General features: G+C 48.1%; 10 protein-coding genes. 7 read left to right on the top strand and 3 right to left on the bottom strand.

All coding sequences use genetic code 11. From position 1 onward, the window contains the following. Positions 1–280: 280 nt before the first annotated feature. Positions 281–1,744 (bottom strand): glycoside hydrolase family 1 protein, encoded by a 1,464-nt coding sequence (locus V7Z60_RS05270; protein ID WP_334116803.1) that lies wholly within the window; start codon positions 1,742–1,744, stop codon positions 281–283. Between the two features lie 433 nt (positions 1,745–2,177). On the opposite strand from V7Z60_RS05270, the gene V7Z60_RS05265 reads away from it, so the two are divergent. Beyond that, complete coding sequence (locus V7Z60_RS05265; RefSeq protein ID WP_334116802.1) at positions 2,178–4,370, top strand: PTS transporter subunit IIBC; 2,193 nt, start codon at positions 2,178–2,180, stop codon at positions 4,368–4,370. Between the two features lie 61 nt (positions 4,371–4,431). Then, positions 4,432–5,250, top strand: a complete 819-nt coding sequence (locus V7Z60_RS05260) for an endonuclease/exonuclease/phosphatase family protein (protein WP_334116801.1) — start codon at positions 4,432–4,434, stop codon at positions 5,248–5,250. A gap of 402 nt (positions 5,251–5,652) precedes the next feature. On the opposite strand, the gene V7Z60_RS05255 is transcribed toward V7Z60_RS05260, so the two are convergent. Beyond that, positions 5,653–6,654: a LacI family DNA-binding transcriptional regulator gene (locus V7Z60_RS05255; protein WP_334116800.1), complete on the bottom strand. Its 1,002-nt coding sequence runs from the start codon at positions 6,652–6,654 to the stop codon at positions 5,653–5,655. A 25-nt stretch (positions 6,655–6,679) separates the two neighbouring features. Then, the gene (locus V7Z60_RS05250; RefSeq protein WP_334116799.1) at positions 6,680–8,170 is read right to left on the bottom strand and encodes a sucrose-6-phosphate hydrolase; all 1,491 of its coding nucleotides are present in this window, start codon (positions 8,168–8,170) and stop codon (positions 6,680–6,682) included. A gap of 284 nt (positions 8,171–8,454) precedes the next feature. Between V7Z60_RS05250 and V7Z60_RS05245 the strand changes: the two genes are divergently transcribed. The 5 genes from V7Z60_RS05245 to V7Z60_RS05225 all read left to right on the top strand — a co-directional run bounded on the left by V7Z60_RS05245 (position 8,455) and on the right by V7Z60_RS05225 (position 16,770). Next, entirely contained in the window at positions 8,455–10,380 is a 1,926-nt protein-coding gene (locus V7Z60_RS05245) for a sucrose-specific PTS transporter subunit IIBC (RefSeq protein ID WP_334116798.1), read from the top strand. Positions 10,381–10,627: 247 nt separating this feature from the next. Next, a complete protein-coding gene (locus V7Z60_RS05240) occupies positions 10,628–11,602 on the top strand; it encodes a LacI family DNA-binding transcriptional regulator (RefSeq protein WP_334116797.1) in 975 nt (324 codons plus the stop codon). Between the two features lie 107 nt (positions 11,603–11,709). Beyond that, positions 11,710–13,389, top strand: a complete 1,680-nt coding sequence (locus V7Z60_RS05235; protein WP_334116796.1) for an alpha-glucosidase — start codon at positions 11,710–11,712, stop codon at positions 13,387–13,389. Positions 13,390–13,407: 18 nt separating this feature from the next. Beyond that, positions 13,408–15,171 carry a glycoside hydrolase family 13 protein gene (locus V7Z60_RS05230; protein ID WP_334116795.1) on the top strand — a complete coding sequence of 588 codons (1,764 nt, stop codon included), beginning with the start codon at positions 13,408–13,410 and terminating at the stop codon, positions 15,169–15,171. Between the two features lie 348 nt (positions 15,172–15,519). Next, on the top strand, positions 15,520–16,770 hold the full coding sequence (locus tag V7Z60_RS05225; protein WP_334116794.1) for an extracellular solute-binding protein: 1,251 nt from the start codon (positions 15,520–15,522) through the stop codon (positions 16,768–16,770). Positions 16,771–16,903 lie beyond the last annotated feature (133 nt).

Below are 16,903 nucleotides of genomic sequence, written 5' to 3'. Positions count from 1 at the left end.
AGCGCCGAGAGTAGTTGGGGGATCGCCCCCTGTGAGGGTAGGACGTTGCCATGCAGATTGTTTCGTCAGCCGTGATGGTTGGCGTTTTTTGCTTTGAAAATATTTTTACACAATGACGAATGGAATCTGCAAGGATGTTGATATGATTTCCAGGGACTGTAAAGTCATAATTCAGGATGAATTGCGTTTGTTCTGTGTACTGTACATAAAAAGCCTGTGATTGAATATGAAAAATTCAATCACAGGCTTTTTGTTTTCTCCGGATTCTTCTTGCTGCTGATTAGTCCAGATCTTCACCGTTTGAAGCGATGACCTTCTTGTACCAGTAAAACGAGTCCTTCCTGTAACGTTTGAGCGTACCGTTTCCTTCATCGTCCTGGTCAACATAGATGAAGCCGTAGCGCTTGGACATTTCAGAAGTCGATGCGGAAATCAGATCGATTGGTCCCCACATCGTGTAGCCCATCAAGTCGACACCGTCTTTGATGGCCTCTTTCATCTGAATGATGTGCTTCTTCATGTAGTCGATGCGGTACGGATCATGAATATGTCCGTCCTCGTCCATTTTATCAAGTGCGCCCAGACCGTTTTCAACGATGAACAACGGGACGCGGTAACGGTCCCAGTATTCGTTCAGAGCCACGCGAAGACCGATTGGATCAATCTGCCAGCCCCAGTCGCTTGATTCAAGATAAGGGTTCGGTTCACCCAGGGCAAAATTGCCGTTGGCCTTTTCGACTTTTGAAGCATCTGACGTCACGGTTGACATGTAATAGCTGAAACCAAGGTAGTCGACCGTGCCTTTCCTGATTTCCTCTTCATCTTCAGGATTCATGGAAAGTTCGATGCCGTTTTCCCTGAAGTATCGGTTCATGTATTCCGGATATTCGCCGCGAACCTGAACGTCGGTAAAGAACAGGTTCAGCTCGTCCTGAAGCTGAGCTGCTCTGACATCGGCCGGGTTGCAGGTCTTCGGATAAGTCTGCATGCGCGCAATCATGCAGCCGATTTTGTTTTCGGGATCAATTTCATGACCGATCTGCACGGCCCTGGCACTTGCGACAAACTGATGGTGGAGAGCCTGATAGCGCAGATTGAGCTGCTCTGTCGTGCTCAGGTCGCTGTCAACGGCACCGGTTCCCGTGAATCCCCAGGTCGAGGAGTTGATTTCATTGAAAGTCATCCAATATTTGACAACGCCCTTGTAACGCTTGAAAACAGTCTCTGCATAGCGCACGAAGGCATCGATTGTCCTGCGGTCGGCCCAGCCGTTTTGCCTGAGCGTCAGAGCAAGCGGCATTTCATAGTGAGAAAGCGTGACAACGGGTTCAATGCCGTGTTTTCTGCACTCGGAAAATACAGAGTCATAAAATTCAAGTCCTTCTTCATTCGGAACTTCGTCATCACCGTTAGGAAAAATACGTGCCCAGGCAATCGAAAGACGGAATGCCTTGAAGCCCATTTCCGCAAAGAGAGCGATATCTTCCTTGTAGTGATGGTAAAAATCGATTCCACGCCGCTTTGGATACAGCTTGTCCGTTTTATCGGCAATGGCTTCGGCAATGCTTTCCTTAGTGACATCATTCATTGAAAGTTCTGTTCTGCTGGAAGCTTTCTTGACGACCTCTGCAGTTGTCAGGCCTTTGCCGCCGACGTTCCAGGCTCCTTCGAGCTGGTTTGCGGCAGTTGCTCCTCCCCACAGGAAATTTTCCGGAAAGCCTTCGGGAATTTCTTTTCTATACATTTTTGGACCTCTTTTCAAATTAAGTCAATCCTATGAAACTGCATTGCGCAATGCTTCAAAATGTTCACCACTGATGCGGGTCACAGTGTCTGAAGTCAATTCATCATAGTTGCTACATAATCAATTATATCCTCATGTTCTGGAAAATGGAACACTAAATTGACAGCGCATTCAAGATTGATTTCTTCTTGTTCTGGGCCTTGCCCAACTATCATGCCGCATCTAGGCAATAACCGCCCTAATGCAAACGAGTGCATAGATTGGGGCCGTTTTTTGCGATTTTTTAAAGAAATCATAATAAAAGGGTTTACAAAAATGCTGAATGGGATATAATAAGAATTGTTGATGAAATCGGTTGCATAGGAAAGAGCGGCTTTCCTCATGCAACGGTTTTAAATATTGCAATTATTTTACTAAAGGGGTTTTATATAAGATGAAGGATTCAGTTAAAAAGATCTTCAGCTTCGAATTCTGGCAAAAATTCGGCAAGTGTCTGATGGTCGTTATCGCTGTTATGCCTGCAGCCGGTTTGATGATCAGTATCGGCAAAACGATTCCGATGATTGATCAGAATGCGGCAATTCTCGTCACTGTCGGCAGTGTAATCGAACAGATCGGCTGGGGTGTTATCAATAACCTGCACCTGCTCTTTGCATTGGCAATCGGCGGAAGCTGGGCCAAGGACCGTGCCGGTGGTGCCTTTGCCGCCGGACTGTCATTTATTTTCCTCAACAAGATTACTGGTGCCGTATACGGAATTACGAGCGACATGATTACAAACGGTCATGCCTACGTACATACGATCTTCGGAACGAAGATTGCCGTAGCTGATTATTTCATCAATGTCCTGGAAGCGCCCGCACTGAACATGGGCGTCTTCGTCGGCATCATCGCCGGATTCGTCGGTGCCACGGCATACAACAAGTACTACAACTTCCGCAAGCTTCCGGATGCCTTGTCATTCTTCAATGGTAAGCGCTTCGTTCCTCTGGTGGTTATCTTCCGTTCTGCAATCGTTGCATTGCTTCTGGCAGCATTCTGGCCGGTCATTCAATCCGGTATCAACGGGTTCGGCACATGGATTGCCAACTCCAAGGAAAATGCACGCTTCATTGCACCGTTCCTCTACGGGACGCTTGAACGTCTGCTTCTTCCATTCGGGCTGCACCACATGCTGACGATTCCAATCAACTACACGTCACTTGGTGGAACCTACACATGCCTGACAGGCGCTCAGGCAGGTCATCAGGTGTTCGGACAGGATCCGCTCTGGCTCGCATGGGCAACTGACCTCGTCAACCTGCATGGCGCAGGCCACATCGCCAAGTATCACTATGTAATGTCACACTGGACTCCGGCCCGCTTCAAGGTCGGTCAGATGATCGGTGCCACAGGTACATTGATGGGACTTTGCTATGCGATGTACCGCAACGTTGATCCGGACAAGAAGGAACAGTACAAGTCAATGTATGTTTCTGCCGCACTTGCCGTTTTCCTGACAGGTGTTACGGAACCGCTTGAATACATGTTCATGTTCGTCGCAATGCCGCTTTACCTCGTATACGCCGTAGTTCAGGGCTGTGCATTTGCAATGTCCGACCTCGTTCATCTGCGTGTTCACTCATTCGGCAACATCGAATTTCTGACGAGAACTCCGATGGCAATCAAGGCAGGACTTCTGGGTGACGTTTTGAACTTCATCTGGGTATCGATTCTCTTTGGCGTGGTAATGTACTTCATTGCAAACTTCATGATCAGGAAGTTCAACTTTGCAACTCCTGGTCGAAACGGCAACTACAATGACGGTGATTCATCCGAATCAACCGGATCAGCCGTGACAGCGGACGGGAAAGCGGATCCTGATTCTCAAATCGTCAAGATCATCAACCTGCTCGGCGGCCGCGAAAACATCGTCGACGTTGATGCCTGCATGACCCGTCTGCGCGTTACGGTCAAGGATGCAGCCGAAGTCGGTGATGAAAATGCCTGGAAACATGCCGGAGCCTTGGGGCTTGTCGTCAAGGACAACGGTATTCAGGCTGTTTACGGGCCCAAGGCAGACGTTTTGAAGTCCGACGTCCAGGATCTGCTTGATTCCGGAGTTGAAATTCCAAAGGTTGACGTTTCCGGAAGTGCTTCTTCTGAAGAAAAGCACGTTGAATACAAGGGTGTGACTGAAAGCATTGCCAGCGTGGCTGACGGTGAAACAATCAGGATCACTGATGTCAAGGACCCTGTATTTTCACAGAAGATGATGGGTGACGGCTTTGCGGTCGAACCAACCGGAACGGAAGTCTGCGCACCGGTTTCAGGCAAGGTCACGAACGTCTTTCCAACAAAGCACGCCGTTGGACTGCTGACCGACAGCGGACTTGAAGTGCTCGTTCATATGGGACTTGATACCGTTGAATTGAAAGGCGAACCTTTCGATGTTAAAGTAAAGGAAGGACAGACCGTGAACGCCGGAGACCTGCTTGCGGTCTGCGACTGGGACAAGGTCAGACAGGCCGGCAGGGGCACGACGATTGTGGTCGCATTCACAAATATGGATGCCGTCAAAGAGGTCAGAATTGACAGGCTTGGTCAGATTTCTGCCAAGACAGTCGTCGGGTCAGTTGAGCTTTAATGATTAAATACGAAGCCGGGGAATAGTTATTTCCTGGCTTTTTTGAAAGGAATACGCAAAGATGGCTAAATTTTTAACATTGAATACGCACAGCCTGCTGGGCGAAGACGTTGAGAACAAGTTGAAGATTCTGGGAGATGAAATCCTTGACGGTGATTATGACATCGTATGTCTGCAGGAGGTGAATCAACTGATGACTTCCGGCACGACTCAGGATCTGCCGGGATATTGTCCTGTTGCAGGTGAAATCGCAATCCACGAGGACAATTACGGGCTGCAGCTTGTGAGATATCTTGCTGAAAAGGGAGCGGTGTACTACTGGAGCTATGCATACAACCACATCGGGTATGACCGTTTCAACGAAGGCGTTGCAGTTTTGTCAAAGGAGCCCCTCGAAGCTTTAAGTGTGCTGGTTTCAAAAAGTTCCGATCCGTTGGATTATCATACACGTAAGATGCTTTTTTGCCAGACAGTTGTCGACGGCAGGAAGACCTGCGTTGCAAGCGTGCATTTTTCATGGCTCAGGGACGGGTTCCTTGACGAGTGGGAAAATGCAGTGAAAGCATTGGCTTCTCAAGGAGAAAGCCTTGTGGTTATGGGAGATTTCAATAACCCGGCAAACACGAAGGGCTATCAGGCAGTTCTTGACAGCAGGATTTCATTGCATGACACGTATGCGGAAGCTGCCGTTAAAGAAGGCGAAAATACGATTGAAGCAGACATTGACGGCTGGGAAGGCAACAAGGATGCCTTGAGAATCGATTTTATCCTTGCAACGAAAAACTTTGTTCCACAAACGAGCAGGGTCGTGTTTGATGGCAGGAAAACGCCGGCAATCAGCGATCATTTCGGCGTTTCGTGCGAAGCGATTGTAAACTAGCCGCAAAAATACTGGAAAAACTATATCCTGAGTTCAAAACGCATATGATTCATGGAGGAGATTATGAATCATATGCGTTTTTACTTTGGCCAGAAATCTGTCAGGCGTTCAACCTCAGGGTGTGACGGGAAAAGCAGGCCAAAATTATGGATAGTCCCTTGTTTGTCAGATGCAGTGCCGTATCTGCGCATCGCCTGCTCAATCAGGGTGTCAAGATGGGATTACGGGCAAAACGGCGATTTTTGGGATTTGCCCGTAAAATGCAGCCCTTGGTTACGGTCAAAGCACACATTTAACGCCGCATACACAAAGTCCCGGATGAAATTCGCAGTTAATTGCAATCATCCGGGACTTTTTTCAGTCTCTTTTCATATGCGGATTCTTTATTTCATGCACCGAATATCACTGTCCGGAAAACTTGCCGATTGATGCGCCCTTTTTAAAGGTGACAGGCAGGACGTATTCCATTTGCTTGAGTTTTTCATCCGGTTTCTTGATGCGTTCAAGCAGAAGATTGACTAAAACCGTGGCGATGTCTTCAAGCGGCTGAACGACGGTCGAAAGTTCGGGATGATAAGTTGAAACGAGTTCCGTACCGTCAAAGCCGGTGACTTTCAGGTCGTCCGGGACGCTGATGCCAAGTTCGCGGGCTGCCTGCAGGACGAGCAAAGCCGTCAGGTCGTCAGTGCAGACGATGCCGTCGGCGACGCTTTTTGACAAAAGTTCCCTGATGGAAAAGCTTTTGAGCGAGGCGGACTCGGTAAAGCTGACTGTATGCGTGTGGCGCGTCAGTTTGAGCCGGTCGATTTCATCGCAATATCCTTTGAGGCGCTTGTCCGTCGGATTTCCGCTTTGGTGCGGGTTGCCCAGAAAATAGATGTGGCGCGCACCGGCTTCGTAAAGTTCCCTTGTGGCCGTAATGCCTCCCTGGTAGTTGTCGCAGCTGACGGTCGGAATCGTTTCCGACAGATAGCGGTCAAAGGAAACAATCGGCAGACCGACGTTTTTGTATTCATTGATGCCAAGATTGTGGGCACCGGCAATGATGCCGTCAACCTGATTTGCAATCAGCATTTTGAGGTAGTCGCGCTCTTTTTCCTTGTTCTGGGCGGAGTTGCACAAGATGATCTTATAGCCGGCATCAAAAAGCTTTTCTTCGACGCGCTGAACCAGTTCGGCATAAAACGGGTTCATGATCGAAGGAAAAATGATGCCAATCAGGTGCGTGCTCTTTCCGTGAAGTGAGCGTGCAAGCGAATTCGGCTGATAGTTGAGCTCCTTCATTGCGCGGTAGACCTGTTGTCTTGTCTTTTCGCTGATATATCCGTAGTTGTTGATGACGCGTGAAACGGTCGTTTTGGAAACGCCGGCCTTTTTGGCGACATCGGTCAGTTTTGGTCGCATGAAAATCGTCCTTTCGCTAGGTGATTCAGATGCTCTTCATTTTCCAGAAAGTTCCTCGATACTTGACGTCTGACTGCGATTCGATTGCGATTGACTTCTGACCTCTTTCAGGGAAGAAACGTGCCGTCATCGTTTGTCTGCCACCGTTGATGAAAATTTCGCAAAGCGAATTGTCAACGAAAACGTCAAGCTCGAGCGGAGCGTTTTTCTCGATTGAAGTCGTTCTTGTCGTGCCGAATTCAGTGGCGAAGACCTTGCCGCTGCTTCCGCGGTCAAGAGTCAGACTGCCGTTTTCAGTGTCGAAGACAAGTTTCAGACTCTGGTTGTTCGAAATGTTCCTTTCGAGGTGTAAAATACCTTTCTGGCCGGCATCTAAAGTTAATTTTAATTCGTACTGGCTGCCCGTATCGGAAACGAGATCTTGAATGTGGTCTTTTCCCTGTTCCTGAGTCAAATGAAGTCCGTCATGGCGCAGGTCGGCCATTGCCCTGACAGGACGCTGAATCAGCTCGCCCTTGTCCGTTAATGAAAGTTCCTTGACCTGACTCAGGCAATGAGCCCAGTTTTCCTCGTCTGTCGGGTATTCGATTTCCGGAAGCCCCGTCCAGCTGATGAGATATGCCTTGCCGTCAGGTGCGTTGAAGGCCTGCGAAGCGTAGACGTCAAAACCTTCGTCGAGGTTTCTGATTGTTTTGTCGTGTGCTTCAAAATTTCCGGAGTCAAGGTTGATGGAATCTCCGATGACGTAGTTGTTCGGATAGATGTTGTCATATGAGCAGATGTTCTTGTCCATGCCTTGCGGGCAGAAGATGAGCACCGGCTTGTCATTGATGAAGACAAGACTCGGGCATTCAATCATGTATCCCATGTCTTCGTCCGTGAAATGAAGATATCCGAGGTCTTCGAAGTTCTTCAGGTCTTTGGAGCGGTAAATTGAGATGCGTCCGTCTTTTTGCTCCGCATCCTGTGCACCGATAATTACATAGTATTCATCCTTGTGCCTGATGATTTGCGGATCGCGGAAATGTTCTGTGACGTGATCCGGTTGCTTGATCAATGGTTCAGGGAGTTTTTCGATGCGGTTTTCCCCGTCCATCCAGGCGCCGAGCTGGTATGGGTGCCGAACCCAGTTTTCATCTCTTGAATTACCGTTATACATGATGAAGAGCTTGTCTCCGACTTGAAGTGCAGAGCCGGAGTAGGCGCCGTTCTTGTCGTATTCAAAATCGGGGGTTAAGCCAAGGCCCAGGTTTTCCCAATGAACCATATCCCTTGAACGCATGTGATTCCATGATTTCAAACCGTGAACCGGTCCGAAGGGATAGGATTGGTAAAATACGTGCCAGTATCCATTATAATATGAAAAACCGTTCGGGTCATTAAGCAATCCGGAAGTCGGCATGATGTGATAGCCCAGTTTGTAATCTGAGTTTGCAGCCTGAGCCTGAAGATCGAGCAATGTTTTTGCTCCCCAGTCGGCATAGGATTTGTAGCGCAGTTCTCTTGTCCATTCCATAGTAAATTTCCTTTCATGATATAAAGATTGAAAACGTTGTCTTATTATGCTTTAATTGTAACCTCCGAGGCCTTATATGTCAATCGGTTAACATGCTAAAAATATTGGTATAATCGTGTTTTTAGAAATACTTTATAAAAAAATCAGAAAAAATATGATAAACGATTGACATATTTCGAAAATACGTTATCATAGTATTTGTAAATGATGTTGAAACGCTTACAGCATTGTTTTTGGCAATTATTCATAATTTAAAGGTTACTAATTAAAGGAGTGTGACTATCATGGATCACAAAAAGGTTGCTCAACAGGTCATCGATGCCGTCGGGCGCGACAATATGGTTGGCGCCGCACACTGTGCTACGCGCCTTCGTCTTGTCTTAAAGGATGATTCAAAAATTGATCAGGCAGCATTGGATGCAAATCCTGACGTCAAGGGAACTTTCAAGACAAACGGTCAATACCAGATCATTATCGGACCAGGGGACGTCAACAACGTCTACGATGAGCTGATCAAAGCGACGGGGCTCAAGGAAGCTTCGACGGAGGAGCTTAAAAAAGTTGCTGAGCAGGGAAAGAAGTTCAATCCGGTCATGGCTTTCATCAAGCTGTTGTCAGACATCTTCGTTCCGATTATTCCGGCCTTGGTAGCCGGCGGTTTGTTGATGGCATTGAATAATTTCCTGACGTCCAAAGGTTTGTTTGGTGCCAAGGCCCTGGTTGAAATGTATCCGAACGTCAAGGGATTTTCAGACATGATTCAGCTCATGTCTGCCGCTCCGTTCATCTTCATGCCGATACTCGTCGGCATTTCGGCTGCCAAGCGTTTTGGCGCCAACCAGTTCCTCGGGGCCGCAATCGGGATGATCATGACTTCACCGAACCTTCTTCCCGGCAAGTCATGGGACATTCTCGGACTTGCGGTTTCCCAGAACAATTACTACTATCAGGTAATTCCTGTTCTGGCTGCCGTTTATTTGTTGTCCGTCCTGGAGAAGTTCTTCCACAAGCATCTTCCGTCAGCGGTAGACTTTACGTTTACGCCACTGCTTTCGGTAATGATTACGGGCTTTTTGACGTTTACGATCGTTGGTCCCGTAATGCGCACCGTTTCTGACTGGATCACGAACGGCGTCGTCTGGCTTTATGATACGACGAGCTTCATCGGCATGGGACTGTTCGGCCTTTGCTATTCGGCAATCGTCCTGACTGGTCTTCACCAAAGTTTCCCGGCAATCGAAACGCAGCTGCTTTCTGCATTCAGCAACGGTCATGGCTATGGTGACTTCATCTTCGTCGTTGCATCAATGGCCAATGTTGCACAAGGTGCTGCAACTTTTGCAATCTACTTCCTGACAAAGGACAAGAAGATGAAGAGCTTGTCGTCTTCTGCCGGCGTTTCGGCACTTTTGGGCATTACTGAACCTGCTTTGTTCGGTGTCAACCTGAAATATCGCTTCCCGTTCTTCTGCGCATTGATCGGTTCAGGCATCGCTTCAGCATTTGCCGGTTTTGTCAAAGTCATCGCAGCCTCCCTTGGATCAGCCGGATTCCTCGGTTTCCTTTCGATTTATGCAAAGTCAATTCCGATGTACGTCGTTGCCGAACTCATCTCGTTTGCAGTTGCATTCGCTCTGACATATGCATATGGCAAGAGTCATGAAGCACAGCTCAATCCGGTTGCGCCTCAGGCACCTGCAGAATCTGAAGAAGTCAAGGCAGTCAAGGCAGAATCAGCCGCCGTTTCCGGCGTGGAAAATGCAGAGATCTGCTCACCGGTCGACGGCAAGTCAGTTGATTTAAGCGAAGTAAACGACGAAGTCTTTTCTCAAAGGATGATGGGCGACGGTGCTGCAGTGATTCCCGAAGACGGGACGATCTATGCGCCGGTTGACGGCGAAGTTACGGTTGCCTATGAAACGAAGCATGCGTACGGAATCAAAGGTGACAACGGTGCGGAAGTCCTGCTCCACATCGGAATCGACACCGTTAACTTGAAGGGCGAAAACTTCACGTCAAACGTTTCACAAGGCCAGCGCGTCAGAAAAGGCGACGTCTTGGGAACGGTCAATCTTGCTGCCGTTAAGGATGCCGGCTACGATCCGACTGTTATGGTAATCGTGACGAATACGCCGAACTACAAGTCCGTTGTGAGAATCGACAACTCCAGTGTCAAGCATGGCGAAGATCTGATCGCACTTGAAGCATAAGGAAAATCTATAAGTCAGAAAAACAGCTGTCCGCATGATGCGTACCCGAAGAATCGGTTTTTGGATTCAGGGACGTGGCCAGGGATGACAGCTGTTTTTTTGTGCCGGCAATGACGGTTGTAAGGTCTGCTGATGTCAGAAAATGTTTCGATTGGAAATCGAAGAGAAGAACTCATAAAAGGTGCAAGCGATTGCACATGGTGCTATAATATCTGCAGAAACTATATTTAGAAAAAGGGTGTTAAAAATGGCAACTCTGGCAGATGTGGCAAGAAGGGCAAATGTTTCCAAAATGACTGTTTCGCGCGTGATTAACCATCCTGATCAGGTGACGGATGAATTGAAAAAACTGGTTTTTTCTGCAATGAATGAGCTGGATTATCGTCCGAACGTTGCAGCAAAGGCTCTTGCCAGAAACAGAACGCAGATTGTCAAATTCTTTATTCTGGAAGAAATTTCGACCGTTGAACCTTACTATATGAATCTTCTGCTTGGGATTTCGCTTGCACTCAGCCGCCATCAGTATTCGTTGCAGCTTGTAACGGACAACAGCCTTGATCCTGGCGAATGCGATGGATACATCATTACGGGGATGAGAAACAGCGACTATGAGTGGATTTCGCAAATCGAAAAACCGTTGATTTTATTCGGGGAAAATCTTTACGGATATGATTTTGTCGATACGAACAACAAGAAAGGCGGGATGCTTGCAACGAGCCATGCACTTTCATGCGGGTATGACAAAGTCGTCTTTGTCGGCATTGACTTGAAGGAGCCGTTCGAATATTCTCGAGAACGCGGCTATATCCAGGTGATGCAGGAAGCTTTAAAGGAGCCTGAAATCGTGCGGGTGGAAAACCATTCGCATAAGAGCCAGGAAATGCTTCAGAGAAATTGGGGGAAGTATCCAGAAAATACGGCATTCATCTGTGCGAGCGACCGGATTGCCGTCGGAATCGAGCGGGCAATTCTGGAAAAGGGCGCAAGCATTCCCGACGATTACGGAATCATCGGTTATGACGGGGTCTTTTTGGACCAGGTCGTGTCGCCAAGGCTTACGACAGTCAGGCAAGATGTTGCCAGACTGGGTGAAATCTGCGGCGAGATGCTGCTCAGCAAAATCGAACAGAAGGGTAAAAAACAGGGATTCAAGCTGCTTGATCCGACGCTGGTCAAAAGAGAGACGACGCGCCGGAAGGGATGCGTCCTAAAAAGTTATTGAGAGACTGAAAACTGTTATCGTTAACAATTTGAAAACGCTTGCGAAGAATTTGTTCTGCCCTTAAACTCATAATTGAACGTATCATGCGAAGAAGGAAGGTTTTTTGAGTGGGAATCAAGAAATATCAGGACAGAATCATCTATCAGATATATCCGAAGAGCTTCCGGGATTCTAACGGAGACGGAATCGGAGATCTTAGGGGGATTATCGGAAAACTGGAATATTTGAGGGATCTTGGAGTAAATACAATCTGGCTGAATCCGATCTTTGTGTCGCCGCAAATTGATAACGGTTACGATGTTTCGAATTACTATGCACTTGATGAAAAGATGGGCACGCTGCATGATTTCGATGAATTTGTCAAAATCGCACATTCGCTCGGACTGGACGTGATTTTGGATTTCGTCATGAATCATACTTCAGACAGGCATCCGTGGTTCAAGGATGCAGTTGCAGGAGAACGCAGCATTTATCGCGACTATTATCTGTGGGCGAAAGGAAAGGACGGCAAATTGCCGAACAACTGGGGTTCGTTTTTCGGCGGCAGTGTCTGGGAAAAGGATCCGCAAGCAGATGATGTCTATTACTTTCACTTGTTTGACAAAAAGATGCCCGACTTGAACTGGAGAAATCCCGAAGTGAGACGTTCAATGGCAGATATTGCCAAGTTCTGGATCGATCATGGAGTTGACGGGTTCAGGCTTGATGCCTTCATCCATATTGCCAAGGCTGATTTTGAGCAGAACATGCCGTCTCATGGGAAAACGGGTCCGATTGTTGCCGAACCGTTCTTTGCCAACATGCCGCTTGTTCAGACGTACCTGCACGAGTTCGTGCACACGCTGCGCGCATACAAGCCGGATATCTTCATTTTAGGTGAAGCAGCCAGTGCGGACATTGATCTTGCGGTCGATTATACGGATCCTCAAAATGAAATGTGCGACACGGTCGTGACATTCAGATATTTTGAAGACGACAGGAGCAGGCTTAATCCGAAGCTTCCTGAATTCGGACAGCCGTTGCCGCTTAAAATCGACACATTCAAGGACACGATGGTCACCTGGCAGAAGCGTCTGCAGAAAATCAGCTATCCGACACTTTACTGGAACAATCATGACATGCCGCGGATTCTGACACGTTTTGCCGCTGAAAGCAAACATAAGAAGGCAGCGGCCAAAATGCTTGCAACTTTGATGTATCTGCAGCGCGGCGTGCCCTGCATTTACTATGGCGAAGAAATCGGCATGGAGTCTGCAGAACTGCAGAAAATCAGCGATTTTGAAGACCAGCAGGCGGACGAATTCTTCAAAGAAGCCAAAAAAGCCGGCGCAACGGCAGAAAGCTGCCTGTCAATGCTTTCAAGAAGTCACAAGATGGCTGCAAGAACAACGATGCAGTGGAACGAAAGCGAGTATTACGGCTTTTCGGCGACGAAACCCTGGAAATACGGACAGACGAACGGCATGAACGTTGCAGATGAACAAGACGACAGCACAAGCATCTTGAATTTCTACAAAGCGGTGCTTAAACTGAAGAAAAAGCCGCTGTTTGTTGAAGGCAATTTCGTTCTGGCCGACACGACGGATGACCTGTACGTCTACAAGCGGACTCTTGGCGACAGCGAGGCCTGGGTAATCTGCAATCTGGCGGATTCGGTCACGAAATACAGAGTTCGCGGAAACCTGGGCGACAAGCACATCGTCTTGCAGAACGGGAGCCTGAGCCTTGATGAGGAAAACGTCTTGACGCTTCCGCCGTTCGGAAGCCTTGTCTTTATGACGGAATAAGGGAAGAGAGGGAACACAATGGAAATTTCAGCATTATATCATCGTCCGGACAGCGAGATGGCATACCTTAAGACAGAGGAGGCCTTTCAGATCCGCCTGAGAACAAAGCACGGAGATGTCAGGGAAGCCAGGCTGCTTTACGGAGATCCGTACGGAAACAAGGTCAACGAGAAAGACGAAAGCACCTGGGATCATGATGTCGTTTTGATGGAGAAGACGTTTGAAACCAAATATCACGACTATTTTGAAACGGAAGTCAAGATGCCTTTGAACAGGCTTCAGTATGCATTTCATCTGGTTGGCAGCGACGGAGAAGAGATATTATATGACGACAGGCGCGTAATGCCTTATACGGAAGAAAACGAAGACAGGCTGGCATGTTTCAGAATGCCTTATCTGCATGAAATCGACCGTGTCAAAACGCCCGAATGGGTCAAAAAAACGGTCTGGTATCAGATTTTCCCAGAACGATTCGCAAACGGAGACCCGACCAACGATCCTAAGGGAACTCTTCCCTGGGGCAGTGCTGAGCCGACACCGACGAACTTCTTCGGCGGTGACCTGAAGGGAATTCTTGATCACCTCGACTATCTGCAGGATCTGGGCGTAAACGGATTGTACCTGTGTCCTATTTTCACTGCGACGTCCAACCACAAGTACGATACAGTCGACTATTTTGGAATTGACCCTGCATTCGGTGACAAGGAGACACTCAAGGAACTGGTTGATGCCGCTCATGAACGCGGGATGCGCATCATGCTTGATGCAGTCTTCAACCATATGGGCGATTTTTCGATGCAATGGAAGGATGTACAGAAGTACGGCGAAAAGTCCAGGTTTGCCAAATGGTTCCACATCAACAGATTCCCAGTTTCCTATGACGAGACGGAAAATGCAGAGCACGCGGAAAATCTGACCTACGAAGTCTTCGCAACGACTCCGCATATGCCGAAACTCAATACCGCCAATGAGGAAACGGCAGAATATCTGCTTGAGATTGCACAGTACTGGATCAGGGAATTTGACATTGATGCCTGGAGGCTTGACGTTGCAAACGAAATCGATCACCATTTCTGGAAGAGATTCTATGCTGCAACGCACGAATTGAAGCCTGACTTCTACATTCTCGGCGAAGTCTGGCACAGTGCGCAGGAATGGGTTGAGCAGGAGGAGTTTGATGCTGCGATGAACTATCCGTTTACTGAGTCGATTACGCTTGATTTCGTCAAGCACGAAACGACGGCAAGTGAAATGGTGTCGATGCTTTCCGAGCATCTGATGAAATACCGCGACCAGACGAATGAAGTCATGCTGAATGCCATGGATACGCATGACACGGCCCGGCTTCTGACGCTTTGTCATGGAAACAGCAAGCTTCAGCGTCAGACGCTTGCGTTCATGTTCACGCAGCCCGGCGCTCCATGCATTTACTATGGAACGGAAGTCGGACTTGACGGTGGCTTTGATCCCGGATGCCGCAAGTGCATGATCTGGGATGAGGAAAAGCAGGATCACGAAATGTTTTCATTCATGCAGAAGCTGATCAGGCTCAGAAGAGATTACGCAGACGTCTGGTCAAAGGGAAGTCTCGAGTACAGGAACGTCAGTGACGAAACGAACAGTCTTGAAGTCGTCAGAAGTCTTGACGGAACTGAACTGCACTGCTTCTTCAACATGGGCGGAAAGGAACTTGATGCACCTTGCTCCGGTGAAGTTCTGCTCGGACAGAACCTTGAAGACGGCAAGGTGGCAGAAGACGGCTTCGTAATTGTAAGAAAATGAGGATGAATTTACTGAGGCCTGGGGGAAAGCCATGCCTCAAATTAAAAAACGGATGATTTGCGGTTAATTGTGTCGCAGATCATCCGTTTTTTGCGTATGCATTGTGTTGAAAATGACCCGGAAGAATCGGATTCGGCAGAACGTGTCAGCAGATTTGGATGAGAGCCTGGCGCACTGATTGAGCGTGCTCTGCATTTAACGAAAAGGATGTTTTCAAAATCAATCACCGTCACAATGTAAGCGTTATAATCTGTTATCGGTAACATCTTGTAATCGGTTGCATAAGAAAATTTGATGAAGCATAATAAGACTTGTAAGAAAACGAATTAACCTGAAGGGGGATTTAAAATGAACAAATATATCAAGAAAGCCAGTGCCTTAGCTGTTGCACTGGGGGCAACCGTTTCATTGGCTGCCTGCGGAAGCGGTAAGAGCGGATCAGATTCATCAAAGAAGACGATCACGATTTCCGTTGACAAGGGCTACAAGGATTACATCAATGAAGTCAAGGGCAGCTTTGAAAAGAAGAACAATGTCAAGGTTGTCGTAAAGACGAAGGATGCCACAGCGACACTGGATGCACTGAAGCTTGACGGACCTGCAGGCAAGGCTCCGGACGTGATGATGGCTCCGTTTGACAGAGTCGGCGTTTTGGGCAAACAGGGCCAGCTGGCTGACGTCAAGCTTGTCTCCGGCCGCTACGATTCACGCGACAAGAAGCTTGTTACACTGAACGGCAAGCAATATGGCGAACCGGCCGTAATTGAAACGCTCGTCATGTACTATAACAAGGATCTCATCAAGACGGCTCCCAAGACGTTCAAGGATCTTGAAGCTCTTTCCAAGGATTCGAAGTACGCATATGCAAACGACAAGACCAAAAACGTCGGATTCCTTTGCCAGTGGACAAACTTCTACAACGCTTACGGCTTGATCAAGGGTTATGGCGGCTACGTCTTCGGTGACAACAATACGAATCCAAAGAAGCTTGGTCTGAACAACAGCGGTGCCGTTGAAGGCCTGACATACATCACTGACTGGTTCAAGAACGTCTGGCCAAAGGGCATGCAGTCAACGACGTCAAACGAAAACTTCATCACGGATCAGTTCACGTCCGGCAAGACTGCCGCAATCATCGACGGTCCGTGGATGGCTGCAACATACAAGAAGGACAAGGTCAACTATGGTGTCGCAACGATTCCGACGCTGGACAACGGCAAGGAATATCAGGCATTCGGCGGCGGCAAGGCATGGGTCGTTTCAAAATATACGAAGAATAAGGCAGTCTGCCAGAAGTTCATCGACTATCTGACAAACGACAAGAATCAGGAGAAGTTCTACAAGGACGTCCAGGAAGTTCCCGCAAACCAGAATGCCCGCGAGTATGCGGTCAAGAATGGTACGGAATTGTCAAAGGCCGTTATCAAGCAGTTTGCTTCTGCAGATCCGATGCCTAACATTCCGGAAATGGCTGAAGTCTGGACAGGTGCTGAAAATCTGGTTGTAAATGCAGCTTCAGGCAAGAAGTCACCAAAGCAGGCTGCAGATGCTGCCGTAAAGCAGATCAGTCAGTCGATTGAGCAAAAGTATAAGGATTAACAAGGTGTGAAGACCAGTCGCTTAACAAGGCGGGAGATAAGGAGGGGCGCAAGTGATCAGCGCAAGCGCAGTCACGAAGCGGCACGAACTTATCATGAGCCTTGTTGCTGGTCTGAGCCTGATTAGGCCAAGG

The sequence above is a fragment of the Ligilactobacillus sp. genome (genome assembly GCF_036846325.1).
In the GTDB taxonomy this organism is placed as follows: Bacteria; Bacillota; Bacilli; order Lactobacillales; family Lactobacillaceae; genus Ligilactobacillus.
The sequence above is the reverse complement of the archived record's forward strand: the minus strand, read 5'-3'. Positions and strand labels throughout refer to the sequence as shown.

Coding starts and splice junctions, on each gene's coding strand:
- V7Z60_RS05270 (WP_334116803.1), bottom strand. CDS start 1,744: ATGTATAGAAAAGAAATTCCCGAAGGCTTTCCGGAAAATTTCCTGTGG.
- V7Z60_RS05265 (WP_334116802.1), top strand. CDS start 2,178: ATGAAGGATTCAGTTAAAAAGATCTTCAGCTTCGAATTCTGGCAAAAA.
- V7Z60_RS05260 (WP_334116801.1), top strand. CDS start 4,432: ATGGCTAAATTTTTAACATTGAATACGCACAGCCTGCTGGGCGAAGAC.
- V7Z60_RS05255 (WP_334116800.1), bottom strand. CDS start 6,654: ATGCGACCAAAACTGACCGATGTCGCCAAAAAGGCCGGCGTTTCCAAA.
- V7Z60_RS05250 (WP_334116799.1), bottom strand. CDS start 8,170: ATGGAATGGACAAGAGAACTGCGCTACAAATCCTATGCCGACTGGGGA.
- V7Z60_RS05245 (WP_334116798.1), top strand. CDS start 8,455: ATGGATCACAAAAAGGTTGCTCAACAGGTCATCGATGCCGTCGGGCGC.
- V7Z60_RS05240 (WP_334116797.1), top strand. CDS start 10,628: ATGGCAACTCTGGCAGATGTGGCAAGAAGGGCAAATGTTTCCAAAATG.
- V7Z60_RS05230 (WP_334116795.1), top strand. CDS start 13,408: ATGGAAATTTCAGCATTATATCATCGTCCGGACAGCGAGATGGCATAC.
- V7Z60_RS05225 (WP_334116794.1), top strand. CDS start 15,520: ATGAACAAATATATCAAGAAAGCCAGTGCCTTAGCTGTTGCACTGGGG.